Raw genomic sequence first — 16,291 nt, forward strand, 5'->3', positions numbered from 1 at the left:
CGATATGAGAGTCACCTTACTGGCCGCCGACCTCGAACTCGGCACGGTCGACCCGTCCCTGCTTGTGCAGGGGGTGGTCGGGACGCTGATCTACTTCATCATCGGCGTGGGTGTTCTGGCGCTCGGATTCACCGTGCTCGACGGCCTGACCCCCGGAAATCTGCGTCATCAGGTGTATGTGGACCGCAATCCCAACGCCGCATTGCTGCTCGGCGCAAACCATCTGGCACTGGCCATCATCGTGGTGACCGCGATCGCCACCAGTGCCGACGGGTTCGCGCAAGGGATCACCGACTCGCTCGTCTACGGCCTGGTCGGTGTGCTGTTGCAGGCGGCGGCGTTGCTCATCATGAACCGTGTGCTGCCGGGGAGGATCACAGCACTCGTCGCCGAGCCTCACATGAGCGGTGCCGCGTGGGCTGTGGCGGTCACGCTGCTGTCGGTGGGGCTCGTCAACGCGGTCGCGCTGTCGTGAACCGGTGACTACGCGTGACCCTGCAGCCGAGGTGACCACTGTCGCCGAGGATTCGAGCGGCCCGGCCCTCGGGCGCCGGACCCGCGTGGTGCTGCTCGCGGCGGTTGCCGCATGTGCCGCGTGCGGGCTGGTGTACGAGCTTGCACTGCTTACCCTTTCGGTGAGTTTGACCGGCGGCGGCATCACCGAGACCTCCCTGATCGTGGCGGGATTCGTCGCTGCGCTGGGATTGGGTGCGCTCGCCGCCAAACCGTTGTTGCCGCACGCAGCACCGGCATTCATCGGCGTGGAAGTCGCGCTCGGCCTGATCGGCGGATTGAGCGCAACGGTGCTGTACGTGGCGTTCACGTTCGTCGGGTCGTCGACCTGGGTGCTCGTCGTCGCAACTGCGGCGATCGGAATGCTGGTGGGTGCCGAAGTGCCCCTGCTCATGACCTTGATGCAGACCGGCCGTACCGCAGATGCCCGCGACACCGGGAAAGTCCTTGCGAATCTCAACGCGGCAGACTACGCGGGCGCGCTGATCGGTGGCCTCGCGTGGCCACTGTTGTTGCTGCCCGCGGCCGGGATGATCCGCGGTGCGGCGCTGACCGGGATGGTGAATCTGGCTGCGGCGGCCGTCGCGGCGTTGTTCCTTCTGCGGGGGCATCTGCGGCCGGTGACCCGGGCGTTGTCGCTGGTGGTGCTGCTGCTCGCCGCCACTGTGCTGGGGATCCTGCTGCTGCGCTCGTCCGATATCGAGACCACGTCGCGGCAGCGGCTCTACCCGGATCCGGTGGTGTATGCGCAGCGGTCGCAGTATCAGGAGATCGTGCTGACCGAGCGCGGCGACGATGTACGCCTGTATCTCGACGGTGACCTGCAGTTCTCGAGCCGCGACGAGCATCGTTACACGGAGGCTCTGGTGTATCCGGCCCTCGCTCGTGACCCCGCACGTGTCCTCGTTCTCGGCGGCGGCGACGGGCTCGCCGCACGAGAGATCCTGCGTCATCCGCACGTGCGCGAGGTGGTGCAGGTGGAACTCGATCCGATGGTCCTCGACCTCGCGACGACCCGGCTCGTCGCGCTCAACGGTGGGGCGCTGCAGGATGACCGGGTGGAGGTGGTCGTCGACGATGCGTTCCGGTGGTTGCGCGAGTACACCGGTCCCGGCTTCGACGCCATCGTCGTCGATATGCCCGACCCGGACACTCCCGCGCTGGGTCGTCTGTACTCGATGGAGTTCTATGGATTGGTGGCGTCGGCGTTGAGTCCCGACGGCTTGATGACGGTGCAGTCGGGGAGTCCGTTCTCGACTCCGGACGCGTACTGGCGGACGGTGTCGACGGTGAGGTCGGCGGGCCTGGGCACCACTCCCTATCACGTGCACGTGCCGAGTTTCGGTGACTGGGGATTCGTCGTCGCGCAGGCCGGTCCACCTCCTGTTCCGTCGCTGTCGGCGAATGCTGCGCCGCGGAGGTTCCTCGACTCCGCGACCCTCACGGCGGCATCGGCGTTCCCGCTCGATCGGCAACCTCGCGAGATGGAGCCGTCGACGTTGGATCGGCCGCGGATCGTCGACGACGTCCGCCGCGGATACCAGTTCTGAGGAATACCTGTCCGGGCCGGGCTTGTTTCTGTTGCGATAGTGTGCGACACACACTATCGTGTGACGTGTGATCGACCCTGAGATCTCCACCGGCCACAGTCAAGAAGTGCGACGAGGTTCCGTCGTCGTCGCGAGTCTTCTGATGCTGCGCACCCCCGGGTACGGCTACGGCCTGCTCGAAGCGCTGGCTGCTGCGGGCGTCGCTGTCGATGCCAACACGCTCTATCCGCTGTTGCGGCGACTCGAGAAGCAGGGACTTCTCGTCAGCGAGTGGAACACCGATGAGGCGCGTCCGCGCAAGTTCTACCGGACCTCCGAGGCGGGGGAGCAGCTTGCGGCGGTTCTGCTCGACGAGTGGACCGCGCTCGGGCGCAGCCTGACGACGATCGATTCCCACACCGAAGGAGATGTGCGATGACCCTCACCGATCGTTACGTCGCTACGACGTTGCGCAGAATCCCCGGCGACAAACGCGACGACATCGATCGTGAACTGCGCGGGTCGATCGCAGACGCTGTCGATGCGCGGGTGGAATCCGGCGCCGACCCGGTGGACGCCGAGACCGAGGTGCTCACCGAGCTCGGCGATCCCGACCGGTTGGCGGCCGAATACCTCGAGCGCCCGCTGTATCTGATCGGGCCCGGTCTCTACCTCGACTGGAGACGGCTGCTTTCGGTTCTGCTGTGGATCGCGCCGATTCCCGGTGTCGTCGTGCTGGTCGTCGACCTACTCGACGGCGCATCGTCGGGGGAGGCGGTTGCATCGGGTATCTGGACAGCCGCGGTGGTTGCGCTGCAGATCGCGTTCTGGACGACCTTGGTCTTTGCCGTCCTGGAGCGCAACGGACATCGACGCGGAAACCTCACCGGCGAATGGACGGTCGAGAGGCTTCCAGAGGCGGACACGAACCGTCGCGTGTCTCTCGGCGACACCGTCTGGACGATTGCGTTTCTCGTCGTCGGGCTCGCGGTGCTGTTCCTGCAGCGCAACTACTCGGCCTACAGGTATCCCGACGGATCCTCGATCCCGATCCTCGACCCCGATCTATGGTCGTTCTGGCTACCCGCGCTCATCGCGGTGCTCGTGCTCAGCGCCGTGTTCGAGGTCGTCAAGTATGCAGTGGGGCACTGGACCGTCACGCTCGCTGTCGTCAACACCGTGCTCAACCTGCTGTTCACCATCCCGCTGGTCTGGCTGGCGTCGATCGACCGGCTGTTCCAGCCCGACTACTTCGAGGCGGCGTTCGGCGACACCGGCGACTCGATGCGCGTAGCGAACACCATCGTCATCGTCGTTGCAATCGGGGTGGCGGTGTGGGAGATCGGCGAAGGTTGGTGGAAGGTGCTGCGCTCCCGCTGATCGCCATCATTCCGCGATAGGGCGGCGTACGTTGCTACGGCACTGCGCAGAAGCCCGCAAGCCTGTGTGAGTATGGCGCAGTTCACTTCCGTCGCACCAGCGCACGCATCGTGACCAGCAGGCCGAGCGCCGTCCAAAGCGCCAGAACAAGGAGGTCGCGTCCCTCGGCCGTGAAGACTTCGGACGCGATCCCGGCCCGCAAGAGATCTGCTGCGGGCTGGATGGGCAAGATGACGTGCAACGTTTGGAACCAGTCCGGCAGCCGGCTTGCCGGGAATGTGATCGGCGAGAACAGCAGGACGAAGAACACCAGCACCTGTGAAACGAGTTGAGCCAGCATCGAAGGCAAGGTCACCGCGATCGCGTACCCCACGGCGGTGGCCATCGTCGTCACCAACAGCGAGGCCAGGATGAGCAACGGCCAGTCGAAGGAGAAGGTCAGGTCGTAGCGCACTGCCGCTACGAGGAGCCCGATCGCTACCCCGGGCAGCGCGATGAGCGTCCACACCGCGAGGTCGACAATCAGCAGCAGTGGCCGCGAAACCGGTAGTGCGCGCTGATAGTCCAACGCGCCGGTAGCCCTGGCGCGGGAGACTCCCTGCGGAACGATGACCAGACCGATGGTCAGCAGCAGAATCGTCGGCGCGCCGGAGGACAGGAAAAGTGCGCTGTCGGGAGAGATGTCGGGAATCAGGAAGCCGAACCCGACGACGATCCCGGCGGCAAGCATGGATTGGATGATGACGATGAGCGGCAACATCGCTCCGATCGATGCCAGTGACCAGCGCATCATGGTGCGAAAACTGTTCCACAGGCTCACCTGGACCGGAGCGATCGGCCCGAGTTGCAGATCGGGGCTTATCGTTGGGGCGGCGGTTGTCTCATGCATCGGTTGCCTCCTGGCCGGTCGGTGTGGCATTGGGGATGGTCTCGGTCGCACGGCCAGGTTGCGCTGTGAGGGCCAGGTACGCATCCTCGAGTGTCGCCGGCGCGAGCGAGAAACCCTCGATCCGATCGTTGGCGCGTTGGGCGGTGGCCCATGCGACGGCATTCGCCGCCTCGTCTGCAGCAACGGTGAGCAGTGTGCGCCGTCCGGTTCTGACCCGGCGCAGCACCGGCAGGGGCAGGTCCTTCTCGGTCGGGTCCGCTCCGTCAGGAGTCAGCTGCAGTTCCAGGCGCAGGTCGCTGTCCTGGGTCCCCCGCAGACGCCCGGGCGATCCGTCGGCGACCAGCCGGCCTCGATCGAGGATGACCAGCTCGTCCACGATCCGCTCGGCCTCGGCGACGTTGTGAGTGACCAGCAGGACGCCGCTGCCAAGATCGCCGCGGCGGCGCACTGCATCCCAGAGCAGGCGCCGCCGGGACGCGTCGATGTCATTGGTGGGTTCATCCAGAATGAGGAGCGGGGTGGGTTTCGCCACGGCCATGGCGAAACCCGTCAGTCGCCGGATCCCGCCGGACAGGCCGCCACCCTCGGGCAGGGCACGCTGGTCCAGCCAGGGGCCGATATCGAGCTCCTCGGCCAGGTCGGTGGCGACCGTACGGGCATCGCGGGATGAGAGCCCGCGGATGCGGCCTGCGATTTCGATCGCCGAACGCGGGGTGAGTCCGTCGATGGGTGCTTGTGCTTGCGGTTGCAGGGCCACATGCCTGCGTGCGGCGCCCGGATTCTTCACAGCGTCGGTGTGTCCCACCCGGATCTCGCCGGCGTCGGGTTTCAGCAAACCGACCACCTGGGAGACCAGCGTGGTCTTGCCCGCGCCGTTGTGGCCAAGCAGGCCCACGACTTCCCCGGAGCGGATGCGAAGTGAGATGTCGTCGTTCGCGGCGATGTGTCCATAGCGTCGCGTGAGACCGGTGATGCACAAGACGTCGGCATTCATACAGCTCCTCGGATACCGTCGGAATATAAATACTGACGGTATTGGCATACTGCTGGTATGTCAATCGTGGTCCGCGTTCTACTCTTGGAGGCATGACACAACTTCGCGGCCCACTCTCTCGGCGGGATCGACAGCAGCAGACGCGCGAGGCGCTGATCTTCGCGGCGCGCGAGGTGTTCGCAGAGGACGGCTATCACGCGGCGAGTCTGGATCGGATCGCGCGCGAGGCCGGGTTCTCGAAAGGCGCCGTGTACTCGAACTTCGACGGCAAGTCCGCCCTGTTCCTGGCGGTCATGGATCAGAACCTGGAGCTGGCAGGAGCCGACTCGAGAAATCCGTTCGAACAGCCGACCAATCCGGCTTCGACCGGCATGGAGCTGGCGGAACGAGAGGGCTACCCATTGCAGGCAACGCAGGGTTTCGCGCTGGCTACGCTGGAGTTCATCGCCAGCGCCGCCCGTGACGAGGCGCTCGCTCCGCAGTTGCATCAGCGCCTCACGGCAGTCCTCGGCCGCTACGATGCGATTGCTCAGGAGGCCCGTCCCGACGGAGAGACGCTTGCTGTCTCGGATGTCGGCAAGCTACTGGCTGCGCTGGATCAAGGCGCCGGTCTGCTCCTGCTTGCCGGAGACCTCATGCCGGATGCCGCAGTTTTCAATGCAGGAATGCGCCGCCTGGTCGATCCGGCACGAGCCGTTACCGAGGGCGATCCGGAGGCGTGACGCTGGGCCATGCGGGGCACGCGTGCCCCGCAGCCCGACCGACAGTCGGACATCGCAGATGGTGGATACAGCTCAGCGCAGGATGTCCCCGAGTGATTTCGCTGCCGCCGCCACCGCTGCGCCGATCCGCTTCTCGTCGGCCGCGGTGAACACCGAGACCCCGACCGCGGCCTGCGCCCCTCCGGGGCGGCCCCGTACGCCGGCGGAGATACCGATGGTGGTGGAGACGACCTCACCCGCCGAGACCGCATAACCGAGTCGGCGAGCCTGCTCGACCTCGGGGCGTTCGTTGGGGGCGGGCGGCAGCGATGCCAGGATCGCCAGGCCGGCGGATCCACGATCGACGGGATGGACCTGACCGGGCCGAAAAGCGATGTGTACCTGGGACCGTCGCGGTTCGATCACCATCATCGCGCGAACTGTGGTGTCTGATTCGCGCACGACGAGGTGCGCGGTGGCCTCCACGGTGTCGGCGAGATCCTCGAGGATCGGACGTGCGAGCGTACGGAGATCCTGCTCGACCGATTCGGAGAGCGTGACGAGTCCGGCGCCGAGCGAGATCCGTTTGTGGTCGTCCCGGCGGCACAATCTGTGTGCTTCGAGAGTTCGGATCAGCCGATGGGCCACCGTTCGGTGGACACCGATGCCCTCGGCGATCTCGCTGACGGACAACCCGTGCGGGTGTGATGCCAGCAGTTCGAGGATCTCCAACCCGTTGTGCAGTGTCTTCGACATGCCCGAATCCGGTTCGATCCGCGGTGCATCGAAACCTCGTACGGCCGCGGCCTCATCCTGCATTTGGGTCATCTTGCCCGGTACCTCCTTGACGTCTGTGAACTGTAACACCTAGCATTGCCATTAATCGCACATCGAGTGCGATTATCGCACATATACGAATGGGTTCCCAGGACATGACACGCATTGACAACGGTGTCGACGCGGCGCTGCTCGCGCAGATCCACCAGCTCTACGGACGGCAGAGCCATCTCATCGACGGTGGCTCGGCGCGGGCGTGGGCGGAGACGTTCACACCCGACGGCGAGTTCTGCTCGCCGAGCTACCCGGCACCTGTCTCCGGCACGGACGATCTCGAAGCATTCGCCGGCCGCTTCTACGCCACGGCTGCCGAGGCCGGCGAGGTGCATCGCCATGTCGTCACCAACGTGGCCGTCGACCGAGTCGACGACGACACCCTGCGTGCCCGGGCGTACCTGCAGATCGTCGCCACCGCGCGCGGCGGACAATCGCGGCTCGTTCGATTCACCACGATCGACGACCAACTCGTGCAACTCGACGGCGCGTGGCTGATCCACCGCCGCACCGTTACTCGCGACGACGCCTGAGTCACCGCGTCGCCGCACCGCTTTCAGATTCGCACCAACGGAGGAATTCCCTTATGTCCGCTGATACCCAGAACCCGGGCCGCACCGTCACCGCGCAGATCGTCGCGCAGTACCCGGAGATGGCAGGCAAGGTCGCTGTCGTCACCGGTGCTGCACGTGGAATGGGCGCGCAGTTCGCCCGCGGACTTGCGTCGCGCGGCGTCAACGTCGTCGGCGGCGACATCAACGACGTTCAGATGAAGGAAACCGCCGAACAGATCAACGCCGAACTCGCAGCCGAGTCCCTCGCCGCTACCCCCGGCATCGTGGTCGGTGCGCGCATCGACGTCACCGACCCGGCCGAGCACGAGGCGCTCGCCCAGGTTGCGCTGCAGGAATTCGGCTGGATCGACTTCTGGATCAACAACGCGGGCATCTTCCCGTTCGCACTCGCCGACGAGATCTCGAAGGAGCAGATCTCAGCAACGCTCGACGTCAACGTCGAGGGTGTGCTCTTCGGCGCGCAGGCCGCGGCGCGACATATGCAGCCGGGCAGCGCGATCGTCAACATGTCGTCGGTGTCGGCGCTGCGCGTGCGCAAGGGTCGCGGTGCCTACTGCGCGTCGAAGGCTGCCGTCGCGCACCTCACCGAGTCGCTCGCAGTCGAGTTCGGCGACAAGGGAATTCGTGTCAACTCGATCGCTCCGGGCTACATCGACACCGAGATGACCCGCTGGGTGCAGGAGGATCCGGCAGCGCTGAAGCACGCACTCGACGTCGTGCCGCTGCACCGTCTGGGCTCGCCGGAAGAGGTTTTCGGCCCGCTGCTGTTCCTCCTGTCCGACAGCGCCCGCTACGTCACGGGCCACTCGATCGCGGTCGACGGTGGCTCACGCCATGTTTGATCCGGTCCTGGAAACCGTGACGTACCCGTCGGTCGTCCTCATCACCGGAGCAGCTGCGGGCATGGGTGCCAACCACTCCCGTGTGCTCGCGGCTCGCGGTGTCCATGTGTGCCTGGCCGACGTGGCAGATACCTCAGCGGTCGTCGAGGAGATCGAAACTGCGGGAGGCTCGGCGTCGGCCCACACACTCGACGTCGCCGACCCGGCATCGTGGTCCCGGGTGGTGGACGAGATCCGTTCACACAAGGGCATACTCGACGGACTGGTCAACAACGCGGGGATCTCGCGGCGGCTCGAGTTCATGGACACCCCGGACGATGTCTGGGAAGCCACGATGCGCATCAATCTGTTCGGTCCCTTCTACGGGATGAAGGCCGTAGCACCCCTCATGCGCGACAGCGGAGGTGGATCCATCGTCAACATCTCCTCGATTTCCGGGCAGATCGGCTACTTCTCCCCGGCCTACTCGTCGAGCAAATGGGGAGTGCGGGGCCTGTCCAAATCGGCCGCAGGCAACTTCGCGAAGTGGGGAATCCGAGTGAACTCGGTGCATCCAGGGCTCGTCGGAACGTCGCTGCTGGGAGGTGCCGACGCGTTCGTCGGCGCCGCACTGGAGAGCGTTCCGTTCGGTCGGATGGCGACGGTCGACGAGGTCACCGACGCTGTCATGTTCCTGCTGTCCGACCGGTCCACGTACATGACCGGCAGCGAGGTCACCGTCGACGGCGGAATGACCTCCAACGGCCTCTACCACCGCATCATCGCGGAGACGGGAGATCAACTGTCATGAGCGACGACACCATCGACGTCGTGGTGATCGGCGGCGGCGGCGCGGGCCTCGCTGCGGCGGTGTCCGCTGCCGAAGCCGGTGCGAGCGTTCTGCTGTTCGAATCCGAAACCGAACTGGGCGGGTCGACGCAATTGTCGGCCGGGCTCTTCACCGCTGCGGGAACAAGCGTGCAGGCAGGACTCGGCATCGAGGACACTGCCGACAAGTTCTTCCAGCACTACATGGACCTCAACCACTGGATTCTCAACCCCGGTCTCGTACGGGCGTTCTGCGACAACGCCGGTCCCACCCTCGAGTGGCTCCTCGAACTCGGTGTGGAGATCCCGGCGCGGGTCTCGTCGAATGCCCACATGCCGGGTCTGTGCCAGGCCGGTGTGGAGGACGTGTGGCGCGGCCATGTGCCGAAGGACCAGGGTTACGGACTTGTGCAGACGCTCGATCGAGCGTGTCGCTCGCACGGAGTCGAGGCGATCCTCGGCACCCGGGTGCAGCGTCTGCTCGTCGAGGGCGGTCGGGTCGTCGGTGTCGTCGCGGATGATATCGAGGTCCGCGCGCACTCCGTGGTCGTGGCGTCCGGCGGATTCGCTCAGAGCACTGCGCTGCTCGAGCAGTACTACCCGTACCCTCTCGCCGCGGGCGATTCGTTGTTCGTCGTCGCCGCACCCGGTAGCCGAGGCGATCACTTCGGGTTCGGCGAGCAGGTCGATTCCGCGGTTGTCGGCGAGAACTGGGGCTTGACCATGCCCACCGCCTATTTCCAGCGCTACCACCACTGGCAGGCGGGTTTCCCGCCCAAGTCGCGGATCTACGTCAACAAGACCGGTCGCCGGTTCATGGACGAGGATGCCTCGTACGCCGTGTCCGGCGGCCTGATGGAAGCGCAGGACGGGCCCGTGTGGGCGATCTTCGATGAGAAGGCGCGCACGGAGCTCCCCGCCGGTTACGCGGACTGGGATGCCGACCGCATCGCAGCGGAAGCCGACGCGCGGCGTACTGTACGCGCCGACACGCTCGAGGAACTCGCCGAGCTGATCGACGTGCCCGTTGCTGCGTTGGTGGCGACGGTGGACCGGTGGAACGCCCAGCTTCCCCACGGTGTGGACGACGATTTCCTGCGTCACCGGACCCTTGCGAACAAGGGCTCGACCTCCGACCCCGACCCCGTCGCTCGCGGACCGTTCTACGCGGTGCGTATGCTGCCCGCCGAACTTGTCTGTACGCACGCGGGGCTCGAGATCAATCAGAACGCCGAAGTTCTCGACAAGATCGGGAACGTCGTTTCCGGCCTGTATGCGGCCGGAGAAGCGGGAGCCGGAATCCTCGGCCTGCGCTATGTGGGTGGCGGAAACGCCGTCGCCAATGCATTGACCATGGGACGCATCGCAGGCCGCAACGCGGCACGGGCGTCCTCCGTCGGCTCCACGCCGTCGTCTGAACTCGGGACAGCCGGCGTCTGACGCCCGACCGTCCCCCCGAACCACTAAGGACACACCATGCTTGGATCCGACGCGGCCACCGCTGCGGAAAGGCCGTCGCACGCAGACCCTGCACCGAAGAAACAGTCGACGGCCACGGTCATCCGCGCGGCGGTCGTCGGCACCATCGTCGAGTACTACGACTTCGGTATCTACGGCTACATGGCAACCATGGTCGCCACACTGTTCTTCGTCTCGGAGAACGAGACTGCCGCCCTGCTGGGGACGTTCGCGGCCTTCGCGGTGGCATTCTTCCTGCGGGTGCCCGGCGGCATCGTCTTCGGTCACATCGGCGACAAGTACGGCCGTAAGACCGCGTTGTCCTGGACCATCCTGCTGATGGTGGTGGCCACGGCGGCGATGGGCCTGATGCCCACCTACGCCACACTCGGCGTATGGGCGACGGTCCTGCTCGTGCTCGCTCGCTGTCTGCAGGGCTTCGCGGCAGGCGGTGAGCTCGGGGGCGCCAACGCGTTCGTCTCCGAATCCGCACCTGCACGGTGGCGTGCGACGCAGACCTCGATGGTCAATTCCGGCACGTACCTCGGGTCGCTGGTGGCGTCGCTCGTCGCACTCGGTATCACGTCGAGTTTCTCGGAGGAGCAGATCCTCGAGTGGGCCTGGCGCATTCCGTTCCTGCTCAGCGTCGTGATCGGTGTCGTCGGCGTCTGGATCCGGAACCACCTCGAAGACACGCCGCAGTTCGAGGAGATGGCCGAAAAGGGTGAGACGAAGAAGCTGCCGGTCGTGGAGCTTCTGAAGACCTCCGGCGGAAGCGTCGTCAAGATCATCATGCTCGGGGCGCTCATCGTCGGCGGCTATTACGTCGCGTCGGTGTATGCGGCGACGTATCTGCAGACCGAGGGAGGGCAGTCGTCCGCGGCCGCGTTCCTCTCGACGTCGCTCGCGCTGGTACTCGGTGTCATCACGCTGCCGATCTCCGGCTACATGGCCGACAAGTACGGACGTAAGCCGGTGCTGTTCGCGGGTAGCCTCGCTGCGGCAGTGCTCGGTGTCCCGATGTTCATGCTGATGTCGGGCGGAACCCTGTGGCAGGCCGTCCTCGGCCAGTCGGTGTTGTTCATCTGTGTGTCGATCGTCAACGGAGCGTCCTTCGTCGTCTACGTCGAGATGCTGAAGGCATCGGTGCGGTACAGCGGCATCGCGCTCGGTAACAACGTCACGAACATGTGTCTGGGTGGCACCGCGCCGTTCATCGCCACGTGGCTGATCGATGTCACCGGGAACTCGCTGGCTCCGGCCGGGTACTTCGTATTCACGGCGCTGCTCACCTTGGGTGCGGTCTTCCTCATCAAGGAGACCAAGGGAATCGAGTTGCCGACCGACTGACGTCGGATTCTTTCTCGAACGAACGCCGGCACCCGATCGTGGGTGTCGGCGTTCGCTGTTCGCAGATGGTAAATGTGTGAACAATCTCGTCGTCTGCGGTACTGTGACCGCATGTCCGCACCCCGCGACCTCGACTACTGGTCCTTCGTCGAACTCGCGCAGGAACGTCTCAACAGCAAGTTCGGCGACCACCACCGCAGCGCGACCGAAGTGCTGCTCACGCTGAACCGGGCCTCGGACATCGTCACCTACGACCTCGAGTCGAGCGTGCATCGTCCCCGAGGGCGCTCGTGGTCGGCGTATCGCCTGATGTTCGTGACGTGGCTGGCCGGCCCCGTCGAGCCGAACGTGGCGGCGAGGCTGACGGGGATGAGTCGTGCGGCCGTGTCGAATCTGGCTAAACCGCTGGTCGAAGCCGGTATCTTGGAGAAGACGCCGGTCAGTCACGATGCCCGCTCGGTGCAGTTGTCGCTGACCGAGGCCGGGGAGAAGGAGATCGTCGACGCGTTCGGTGCGCAGAACGAGCGTGAACTCGCGTGGGTGGACGTTCTCAGCGACGCCGAGCAGCAGATTCTTGTGATGCTGCTGAACAAACTCATCACCAACCGCAGCCAGTTCGACGTACGCGGACGCAACTGACTCAGGGCAATTTCCATCCTGTGGTTGCGCTCACGCTCCCAAGTTAGTTAATGTATTTACTAATACCGGCGGCGACAGAACCCGCGCAGCCCGATTCACCTTTTCGAGGAGCTGAACCATGGCGTTCTACCGACAGCTCGGCGTGATCCCGCCCAAGCGTCACACCCAGCACCGCGACGACAACGGCAACCTCTACTACGAGGAGTTGATGGGTGAGGAAGGCTTCTCGTCCGACTCGTCGCTGCTGTACCACAAGTACATCCCGTCGGCGATCGTCGAAGCGACGGAATGGGCGGTCCCGGACCAGGCCACGACGCCGAACCATCCCCTCAAGCCGCGGCACCTGAAGCTGCACGATCTGTTCCCCGAGAGCGTCTGGAACGACACCGACGTCGTCACCGGCCGCCGCATGATCCTCGGCAACCCCGACGTGCGCATCTCGTATGCAGTCTCGAAGAAGCCGTCGCCGCTGTACCGCAATGTGGTGGGTGACGAGATGGTCTACGTCGAGTCGGGCACCGCGAACGTCGAGACCGTATTCGGGACTCTCGAAGCCAAGCCCGGCGACTACGTGCTGCTGCCCATGGCCACCACGCACCGCTGGGTACCGACAGGCGACGAACCGCTGCGTGCCTACACGATCGAGGCGAACAGCCACATCGTGCCCCCGAAGCGTTACCTGTCGAAGTTCGGCCAGTTCCTCGAGAACGCGCCCTTCTGCGAACGCGACCTGCACGGTCCCACTGCGCCGCTGATCGTCGAGGGGGAGAATGTCGAGGTGCTCGTCAAGCACCGCACCTCCCACGGCATCGTCGGTACCCGCTACCTCATGCCGAACCATCCGTTCGACGTCGTCGGATGGGACGGCTGCCTGTACCCGTACACGTTCTCGATCCACGACTACGAGCCCATCACCGGTCGCGTGCACCAGCCGCCGCCGGCGCACCAGTCGTTCGAGGGCCACAACTTCGTCATCTGCAACTTCGTGCCGCGCAAGGTGGATTACCACCCGCTGTCGATTCCGGTGCCCTACTACCACTCGAACGTCGACTCGGACGAGGTCATGTTCTACGTGGGTGGCGACTACGAAGCCCGCAAGGGTTCGGGTATCGGACAGGGCTCCATCTCGGTGCATCCCGGTGGCCACGCTCACGGGCCGCAGCCCGGCGCGTACGAACGCAGCATCGGCGCCGAGTTCTTCGACGAGCTCGCCGTCATGGTCGACACTTTCCGCCCGCTCGAGCTCGGTGAAGGTGCTCTCGCATGCGAGGACACCACTTACGCGGGCAGCTGGAACCGCAATCGGGAGGCATCCAAGTGACAACTTTCGGACCTCTGCTCACGAATCTGTGCGACGACGCCGCACTCTTCCCGCCCGGCAATGCGCCGATCGCGGATGCGGTACCCGCACATGCCGTCCACACCGCCGCCGATCACGCGCCGCTCGTCGGCTCGTTCGTCTTCCCCGCCGGCCGTCTCGGCGAGCTCGCCGAATTGCTCGCCCAGACGCCGTACAGCGGCGAGCTCGAGCTGAGCCTGACGGTGCCCGCAGGCACCGCCGCGGTTGCACCCGCGCTGGAGAAGGCAGCGACACTCGATTCGGTGTCCGTCACCGCCCTCGAGATCGCCGTTCCCGCCGAGCAGACGGTCGACGAACTGTTCGCCGCGCTCGGTGAGATCTCCTCGACCGAGACGCAACGCGACATCTTCGTCGAGGTGCCCCGCGACGACCGTCGACCGGAGATCCTGGCACGTCTCGCGCAGACGCCGTACTCGGCGAAGTTCCGTACCGGAGGCATCGTTGCCGAGGCATACCCGGACGAAGCGGAATTGGCCGACGCGATCCGCACGGTCGTGGCCTCGGGTGTGCCGTTCAAGGCCACCGCCGGACTGCATCACGCCGTGCGTAACACCGACCCCGAAACCGGTTTCGAACAGCACGGCTTCCTGAACATCCTTGCTGCGGTCGCCGTCGCGCTGGGCGGCGGAGACGACGCCGCCATCGCCGAGGTGCTCGCCGACCGTGACGGTGCGGCGCTCGCGTCGCGCCTGAAAGAGCTGTCCGACGAGCGCGCCACCGAGGTGCGCAGCCGGTTCCGCTCGTACGGCACCTGCAGCATCGCCGACCCGCTCACCGACCTGCTCGACCTCGGCCTCGCACCGTCGACCGTATCCCCGATCAGCGAAGGAACGCACGAATGACCACCATTGCAATCCCGGACGACTCGCTCTTCGGACCCGACAACCTGCCCTACGGCATCTTCTCCACCGCCGATTCGGAGCCGCGTGTCGGTGTGCGCGTGGGCGATTCGGTTCTCGACCTGAGCCGCGTGTTCGAAGACGACGTGGTCTTCGCCGAGCCGACCCTCAACGCCTTCATGGCGCAGGGCCGTGCGCGCTGGGACGAGGTGCGAGCCACCATCAAGCAGACGATCGCCGGCGATATTGCCGACGACGCCGTCTTCCCGATTGCCGACGTCACGCTGCACATGCCGATCGAGGTCGCCGACTACGTCGACTTCTATGCGTCGGAGAACCACGCATCGAACCTGGGCCGGTTGTTCCGTCCCCAGAATCCCGACCCGCTCATGCCGAACTGGAAGCACCTGCCCGTCGGTTACCACGGTCGCTCGTCGACCGTCGTCACCTCGGGTGTCGACATCGTGCGTCCGTGCGGTCAGCGCAAGGGCCCGAACGACGAAGCGCCCGTGTACGGCCCGTCGATCCGGCTCGACATCGAAGCCGAGATGGGCTTCATCGTCGGCGCGGGGTCGAAGATGGGCGAGCAGATCACTCCCGACGAGTTCGCTGATCACTGCTTCGGCGCCGTGATCCTCAACGACTGGTCGGCCCGCGACATCCAGGCCTGGGAGTACGTGCCGCTCGGACCGAACCTCGGCAAGTCGTTCGCAACGTCGATCTCCCCGTGGGTCGTGCCGATCGCCGCGCTCGAGGCCGCGCGCATCGACACCCCGGTTCAGGACCCCGAACCGTTGCCATACCTGAAGGGCGACGAGAAGTGGGGACTGGACATCGATCTCGCGGTCGAATGGAACGGGCAGGTCGTGTCGCGTCCACCGTACGCCCAGATGTACTGGTCGCCCGCGCAGATGCTGGCGCACACCGCGGTCAACGGTGCCGCGACCCGCACCGGCGACCTGTTCGGTTCCGGCACGATCTCCGGCACGGAGAAGGATCAGCGCGGTGCGTTCATCGAACTCACCTGGGGCGGAGCAGAACCCGTCCAGGTCGGTGACGAGACTCGCACCTTCCTCGAGGACGGCGACGAAATCGCCATCTCCGCTACCGCTCCCGGACCGAACGGCTCGCGTATCGGTTTCGGTGAGGTGCGCAACCGCATTCTGCCCGCCACAGGGGACAGCAAGTGAGCAAGGTTTTCGCTACGGCGGCCGACGCGGTCGCCGATATCCCCTCGGGTGCCTCGCTCGCCGTCGGCGGGTTCGGTCTGTCGGGTATACCCGACGAGTTGATCAAGGCGATTGCTGCGGGCGACGCCACCGACTTCGAGGTGTTCTCCAACAATTGCGGTGTCGACGGGCACGGACTCGGGATTCTTCTCGGTGAGAAGCGGATCCGTCGGGTCACCGCGTCGTACGTCGGTGAGAACAAGGAATTCGCACGCCAGTATCTTTCCGGTGAGCTCGAAGTGGAGCTGACACCGCAGGGCACTCTCGCGGAGAAGCTTCGCGCCGGTGGCGCCGGGATTCCGGCGTTCTTCACCCCCGCGGGTGTGGGTACCCCGATCTCCGAGGGCGGGTTGCC

18 protein-coding genes are annotated in these 16,291 nt (G+C 65.5%); 15 read left to right on the forward strand and 3 right to left on the reverse strand.

Annotation, left to right across the window (positions count from 1 at the left end; translation table 11 throughout):
- Positions 1-4 precede the first annotated feature (4 nt).
- The 4 genes from HCA61_RS25095 to HCA61_RS25110 all read left to right on the forward strand — a co-directional run bounded on the left by HCA61_RS25095 (position 5) and on the right by HCA61_RS25110 (position 3,422).
- Positions 5-475, forward strand: coding sequence for a DUF350 domain-containing protein (locus tag HCA61_RS25095; protein WP_169690904.1), 471 nt, complete (start codon positions 5-7; stop codon positions 473-475).
- A gap of 31 nt (positions 476-506) precedes the next feature.
- On the forward strand, positions 507-2,063 hold the full coding sequence (locus HCA61_RS25100) for a polyamine aminopropyltransferase (protein WP_169690928.1): 1,557 nt from the start codon (positions 507-509) through the stop codon (positions 2,061-2,063).
- A gap of 67 nt (positions 2,064-2,130) precedes the next feature.
- Complete coding sequence (locus HCA61_RS25105; RefSeq protein ID WP_308198799.1) at positions 2,131-2,481, forward strand: helix-turn-helix transcriptional regulator; 351 nt, start codon at positions 2,131-2,133, stop codon at positions 2,479-2,481.
- A complete protein-coding gene (locus HCA61_RS25110) occupies positions 2,478-3,422 on the forward strand; it encodes a permease prefix domain 1-containing protein (RefSeq protein ID WP_169690905.1) in 945 nt (314 codons plus the stop codon). The genes HCA61_RS25105 and HCA61_RS25110 overlap by 4 nt, the downstream gene beginning before the upstream one ends.
- Before the next feature lie 82 nt (positions 3,423-3,504).
- Here the strand turns inward: HCA61_RS25110 and HCA61_RS25115 are convergent, their stop codons facing one another.
- Together HCA61_RS25115 and HCA61_RS25120 are read right to left on the reverse strand one after the other, a co-directional pair.
- Positions 3,505-4,311, reverse strand: a complete 807-nt coding sequence (locus HCA61_RS25115) for an ABC transporter permease (RefSeq protein ID WP_169690906.1) — start codon at positions 4,309-4,311, stop codon at positions 3,505-3,507.
- A complete protein-coding gene (locus HCA61_RS25120) occupies positions 4,304-5,305 on the reverse strand; it encodes an ABC transporter ATP-binding protein (protein ID WP_169690907.1) in 1,002 nt (333 codons plus the stop codon). The genes HCA61_RS25115 and HCA61_RS25120 overlap by 8 nt, the downstream gene beginning before the upstream one ends.
- Before the next feature lie 92 nt (positions 5,306-5,397).
- Here HCA61_RS25120 and HCA61_RS25125 point away from each other — a divergent pair, with 92 nt between their 5' ends.
- Positions 5,398-6,027 (forward strand): TetR/AcrR family transcriptional regulator, encoded by a 630-nt coding sequence (locus HCA61_RS25125; protein WP_169690908.1) that lies wholly within the window; start codon positions 5,398-5,400, stop codon positions 6,025-6,027.
- Between the two features lie 72 nt (positions 6,028-6,099).
- Here the strand turns inward: HCA61_RS25125 and HCA61_RS25130 are convergent, their stop codons facing one another.
- Positions 6,100-6,762, reverse strand: coding sequence for an IclR family transcriptional regulator (locus tag HCA61_RS25130; RefSeq protein ID WP_206040583.1), 663 nt, complete (start codon positions 6,760-6,762; stop codon positions 6,100-6,102).
- A gap of 176 nt (positions 6,763-6,938) precedes the next feature.
- Here HCA61_RS25130 and HCA61_RS25135 point away from each other — a divergent pair, with 176 nt between their 5' ends.
- The 10 genes from HCA61_RS25135 to HCA61_RS25180 form a co-directional block, all read left to right on the forward strand.
- Positions 6,939-7,370: a nuclear transport factor 2 family protein gene (locus tag HCA61_RS25135; protein ID WP_169690910.1), complete on the forward strand. Its 432-nt coding sequence runs from the start codon at positions 6,939-6,941 to the stop codon at positions 7,368-7,370.
- A gap of 53 nt (positions 7,371-7,423) precedes the next feature.
- Positions 7,424-8,254 (forward strand): glucose 1-dehydrogenase, encoded by an 831-nt coding sequence (locus HCA61_RS25140; RefSeq protein WP_169690911.1) that lies wholly within the window; start codon positions 7,424-7,426, stop codon positions 8,252-8,254.
- The gene (locus HCA61_RS25145; RefSeq protein ID WP_169690912.1) at positions 8,247-9,044 is read left to right on the forward strand and encodes an SDR family oxidoreductase; all 798 of its coding nucleotides are present in this window, start codon (positions 8,247-8,249) and stop codon (positions 9,042-9,044) included. Before HCA61_RS25140 ends, HCA61_RS25145 begins: the two co-directional genes overlap by 8 nt.
- A complete protein-coding gene (locus tag HCA61_RS25150; protein ID WP_169690913.1) occupies positions 9,041-10,501 on the forward strand; it encodes an FAD-dependent oxidoreductase in 1,461 nt (486 codons plus the stop codon). Before HCA61_RS25145 ends, HCA61_RS25150 begins: the two co-directional genes overlap by 4 nt.
- A 36-nt stretch (positions 10,502-10,537) precedes the next feature.
- Complete coding sequence (locus HCA61_RS25155; RefSeq protein WP_169690914.1) at positions 10,538-11,869, forward strand: MFS transporter; 1,332 nt, start codon at positions 10,538-10,540, stop codon at positions 11,867-11,869.
- A gap of 111 nt (positions 11,870-11,980) precedes the next feature.
- Positions 11,981-12,508: a MarR family winged helix-turn-helix transcriptional regulator gene (locus HCA61_RS25160; RefSeq protein WP_169690915.1), complete on the forward strand. Its 528-nt coding sequence runs from the start codon at positions 11,981-11,983 to the stop codon at positions 12,506-12,508.
- A 118-nt stretch (positions 12,509-12,626) separates the two neighbouring features.
- Positions 12,627-13,829, forward strand: a complete 1,203-nt coding sequence (locus HCA61_RS25165; RefSeq protein WP_169690916.1) for a homogentisate 1,2-dioxygenase domain-containing protein — start codon at positions 12,627-12,629, stop codon at positions 13,827-13,829.
- Entirely contained in the window at positions 13,826-14,710 is an 885-nt protein-coding gene (locus tag HCA61_RS25170; protein WP_346777648.1) for a hypothetical protein, read from the forward strand. Before HCA61_RS25165 ends, HCA61_RS25170 begins: the two co-directional genes overlap by 4 nt.
- Entirely contained in the window at positions 14,707-15,897 is a 1,191-nt protein-coding gene (fahA, locus tag HCA61_RS25175; protein WP_169690918.1) for a fumarylacetoacetase, read from the forward strand. The genes HCA61_RS25170 and fahA overlap by 4 nt, the downstream gene beginning before the upstream one ends.
- Positions 15,894-16,291 (forward strand): CoA transferase subunit A (locus HCA61_RS25180; RefSeq protein WP_169690919.1); only part of this gene is annotated, 398 nt, incomplete at its 3' end. The genes fahA and HCA61_RS25180, both read left to right, overlap by 4 nt.

Source organism: Rhodococcus sp. HNM0563, from assembly GCF_012726195.1.
Lineage (GTDB): Bacteria > Actinomycetota > Actinomycetes > Mycobacteriales > Mycobacteriaceae > Rhodococcus.

Coding starts and splice junctions, on each gene's coding strand:
- HCA61_RS25130 (WP_206040583.1), bottom strand. CDS start 6,762: ATGTCGAAGACACTGCACAACGGGTTGGAGATCCTCGAACTGCTGGCA.
- HCA61_RS25155 (WP_169690914.1), top strand. CDS start 10,538: ATGCTTGGATCCGACGCGGCCACCGCTGCGGAAAGGCCGTCGCACGCA.
- HCA61_RS25140 (WP_169690911.1), top strand. CDS start 7,424: ATGTCCGCTGATACCCAGAACCCGGGCCGCACCGTCACCGCGCAGATC.
- HCA61_RS25150 (WP_169690913.1), top strand. CDS start 9,041: ATGAGCGACGACACCATCGACGTCGTGGTGATCGGCGGCGGCGGCGCG.
- fahA (WP_169690918.1), top strand. CDS start 14,707: ATGACCACCATTGCAATCCCGGACGACTCGCTCTTCGGACCCGACAAC.
- HCA61_RS25120 (WP_169690907.1), bottom strand. CDS start 5,305: ATGAATGCCGACGTCTTGTGCATCACCGGTCTCACGCGACGCTATGGA.
- HCA61_RS25165 (WP_169690916.1), top strand. CDS start 12,627: ATGGCGTTCTACCGACAGCTCGGCGTGATCCCGCCCAAGCGTCACACC.
- HCA61_RS25135 (WP_169690910.1), top strand. CDS start 6,939: ATGACACGCATTGACAACGGTGTCGACGCGGCGCTGCTCGCGCAGATC.
- HCA61_RS25115 (WP_169690906.1), bottom strand. CDS start 4,311: ATGCATGAGACAACCGCCGCCCCAACGATAAGCCCCGATCTGCAACTC.
- HCA61_RS25095 (WP_169690904.1), top strand. CDS start 5: ATGAGAGTCACCTTACTGGCCGCCGACCTCGAACTCGGCACGGTCGAC.
- HCA61_RS25125 (WP_169690908.1), top strand. CDS start 5,398: ATGACACAACTTCGCGGCCCACTCTCTCGGCGGGATCGACAGCAGCAG.
- HCA61_RS25110 (WP_169690905.1), top strand. CDS start 2,478: ATGACCCTCACCGATCGTTACGTCGCTACGACGTTGCGCAGAATCCCC.
- HCA61_RS25160 (WP_169690915.1), top strand. CDS start 11,981: ATGTCCGCACCCCGCGACCTCGACTACTGGTCCTTCGTCGAACTCGCG.
- HCA61_RS25145 (WP_169690912.1), top strand. CDS start 8,247: ATGTTTGATCCGGTCCTGGAAACCGTGACGTACCCGTCGGTCGTCCTC.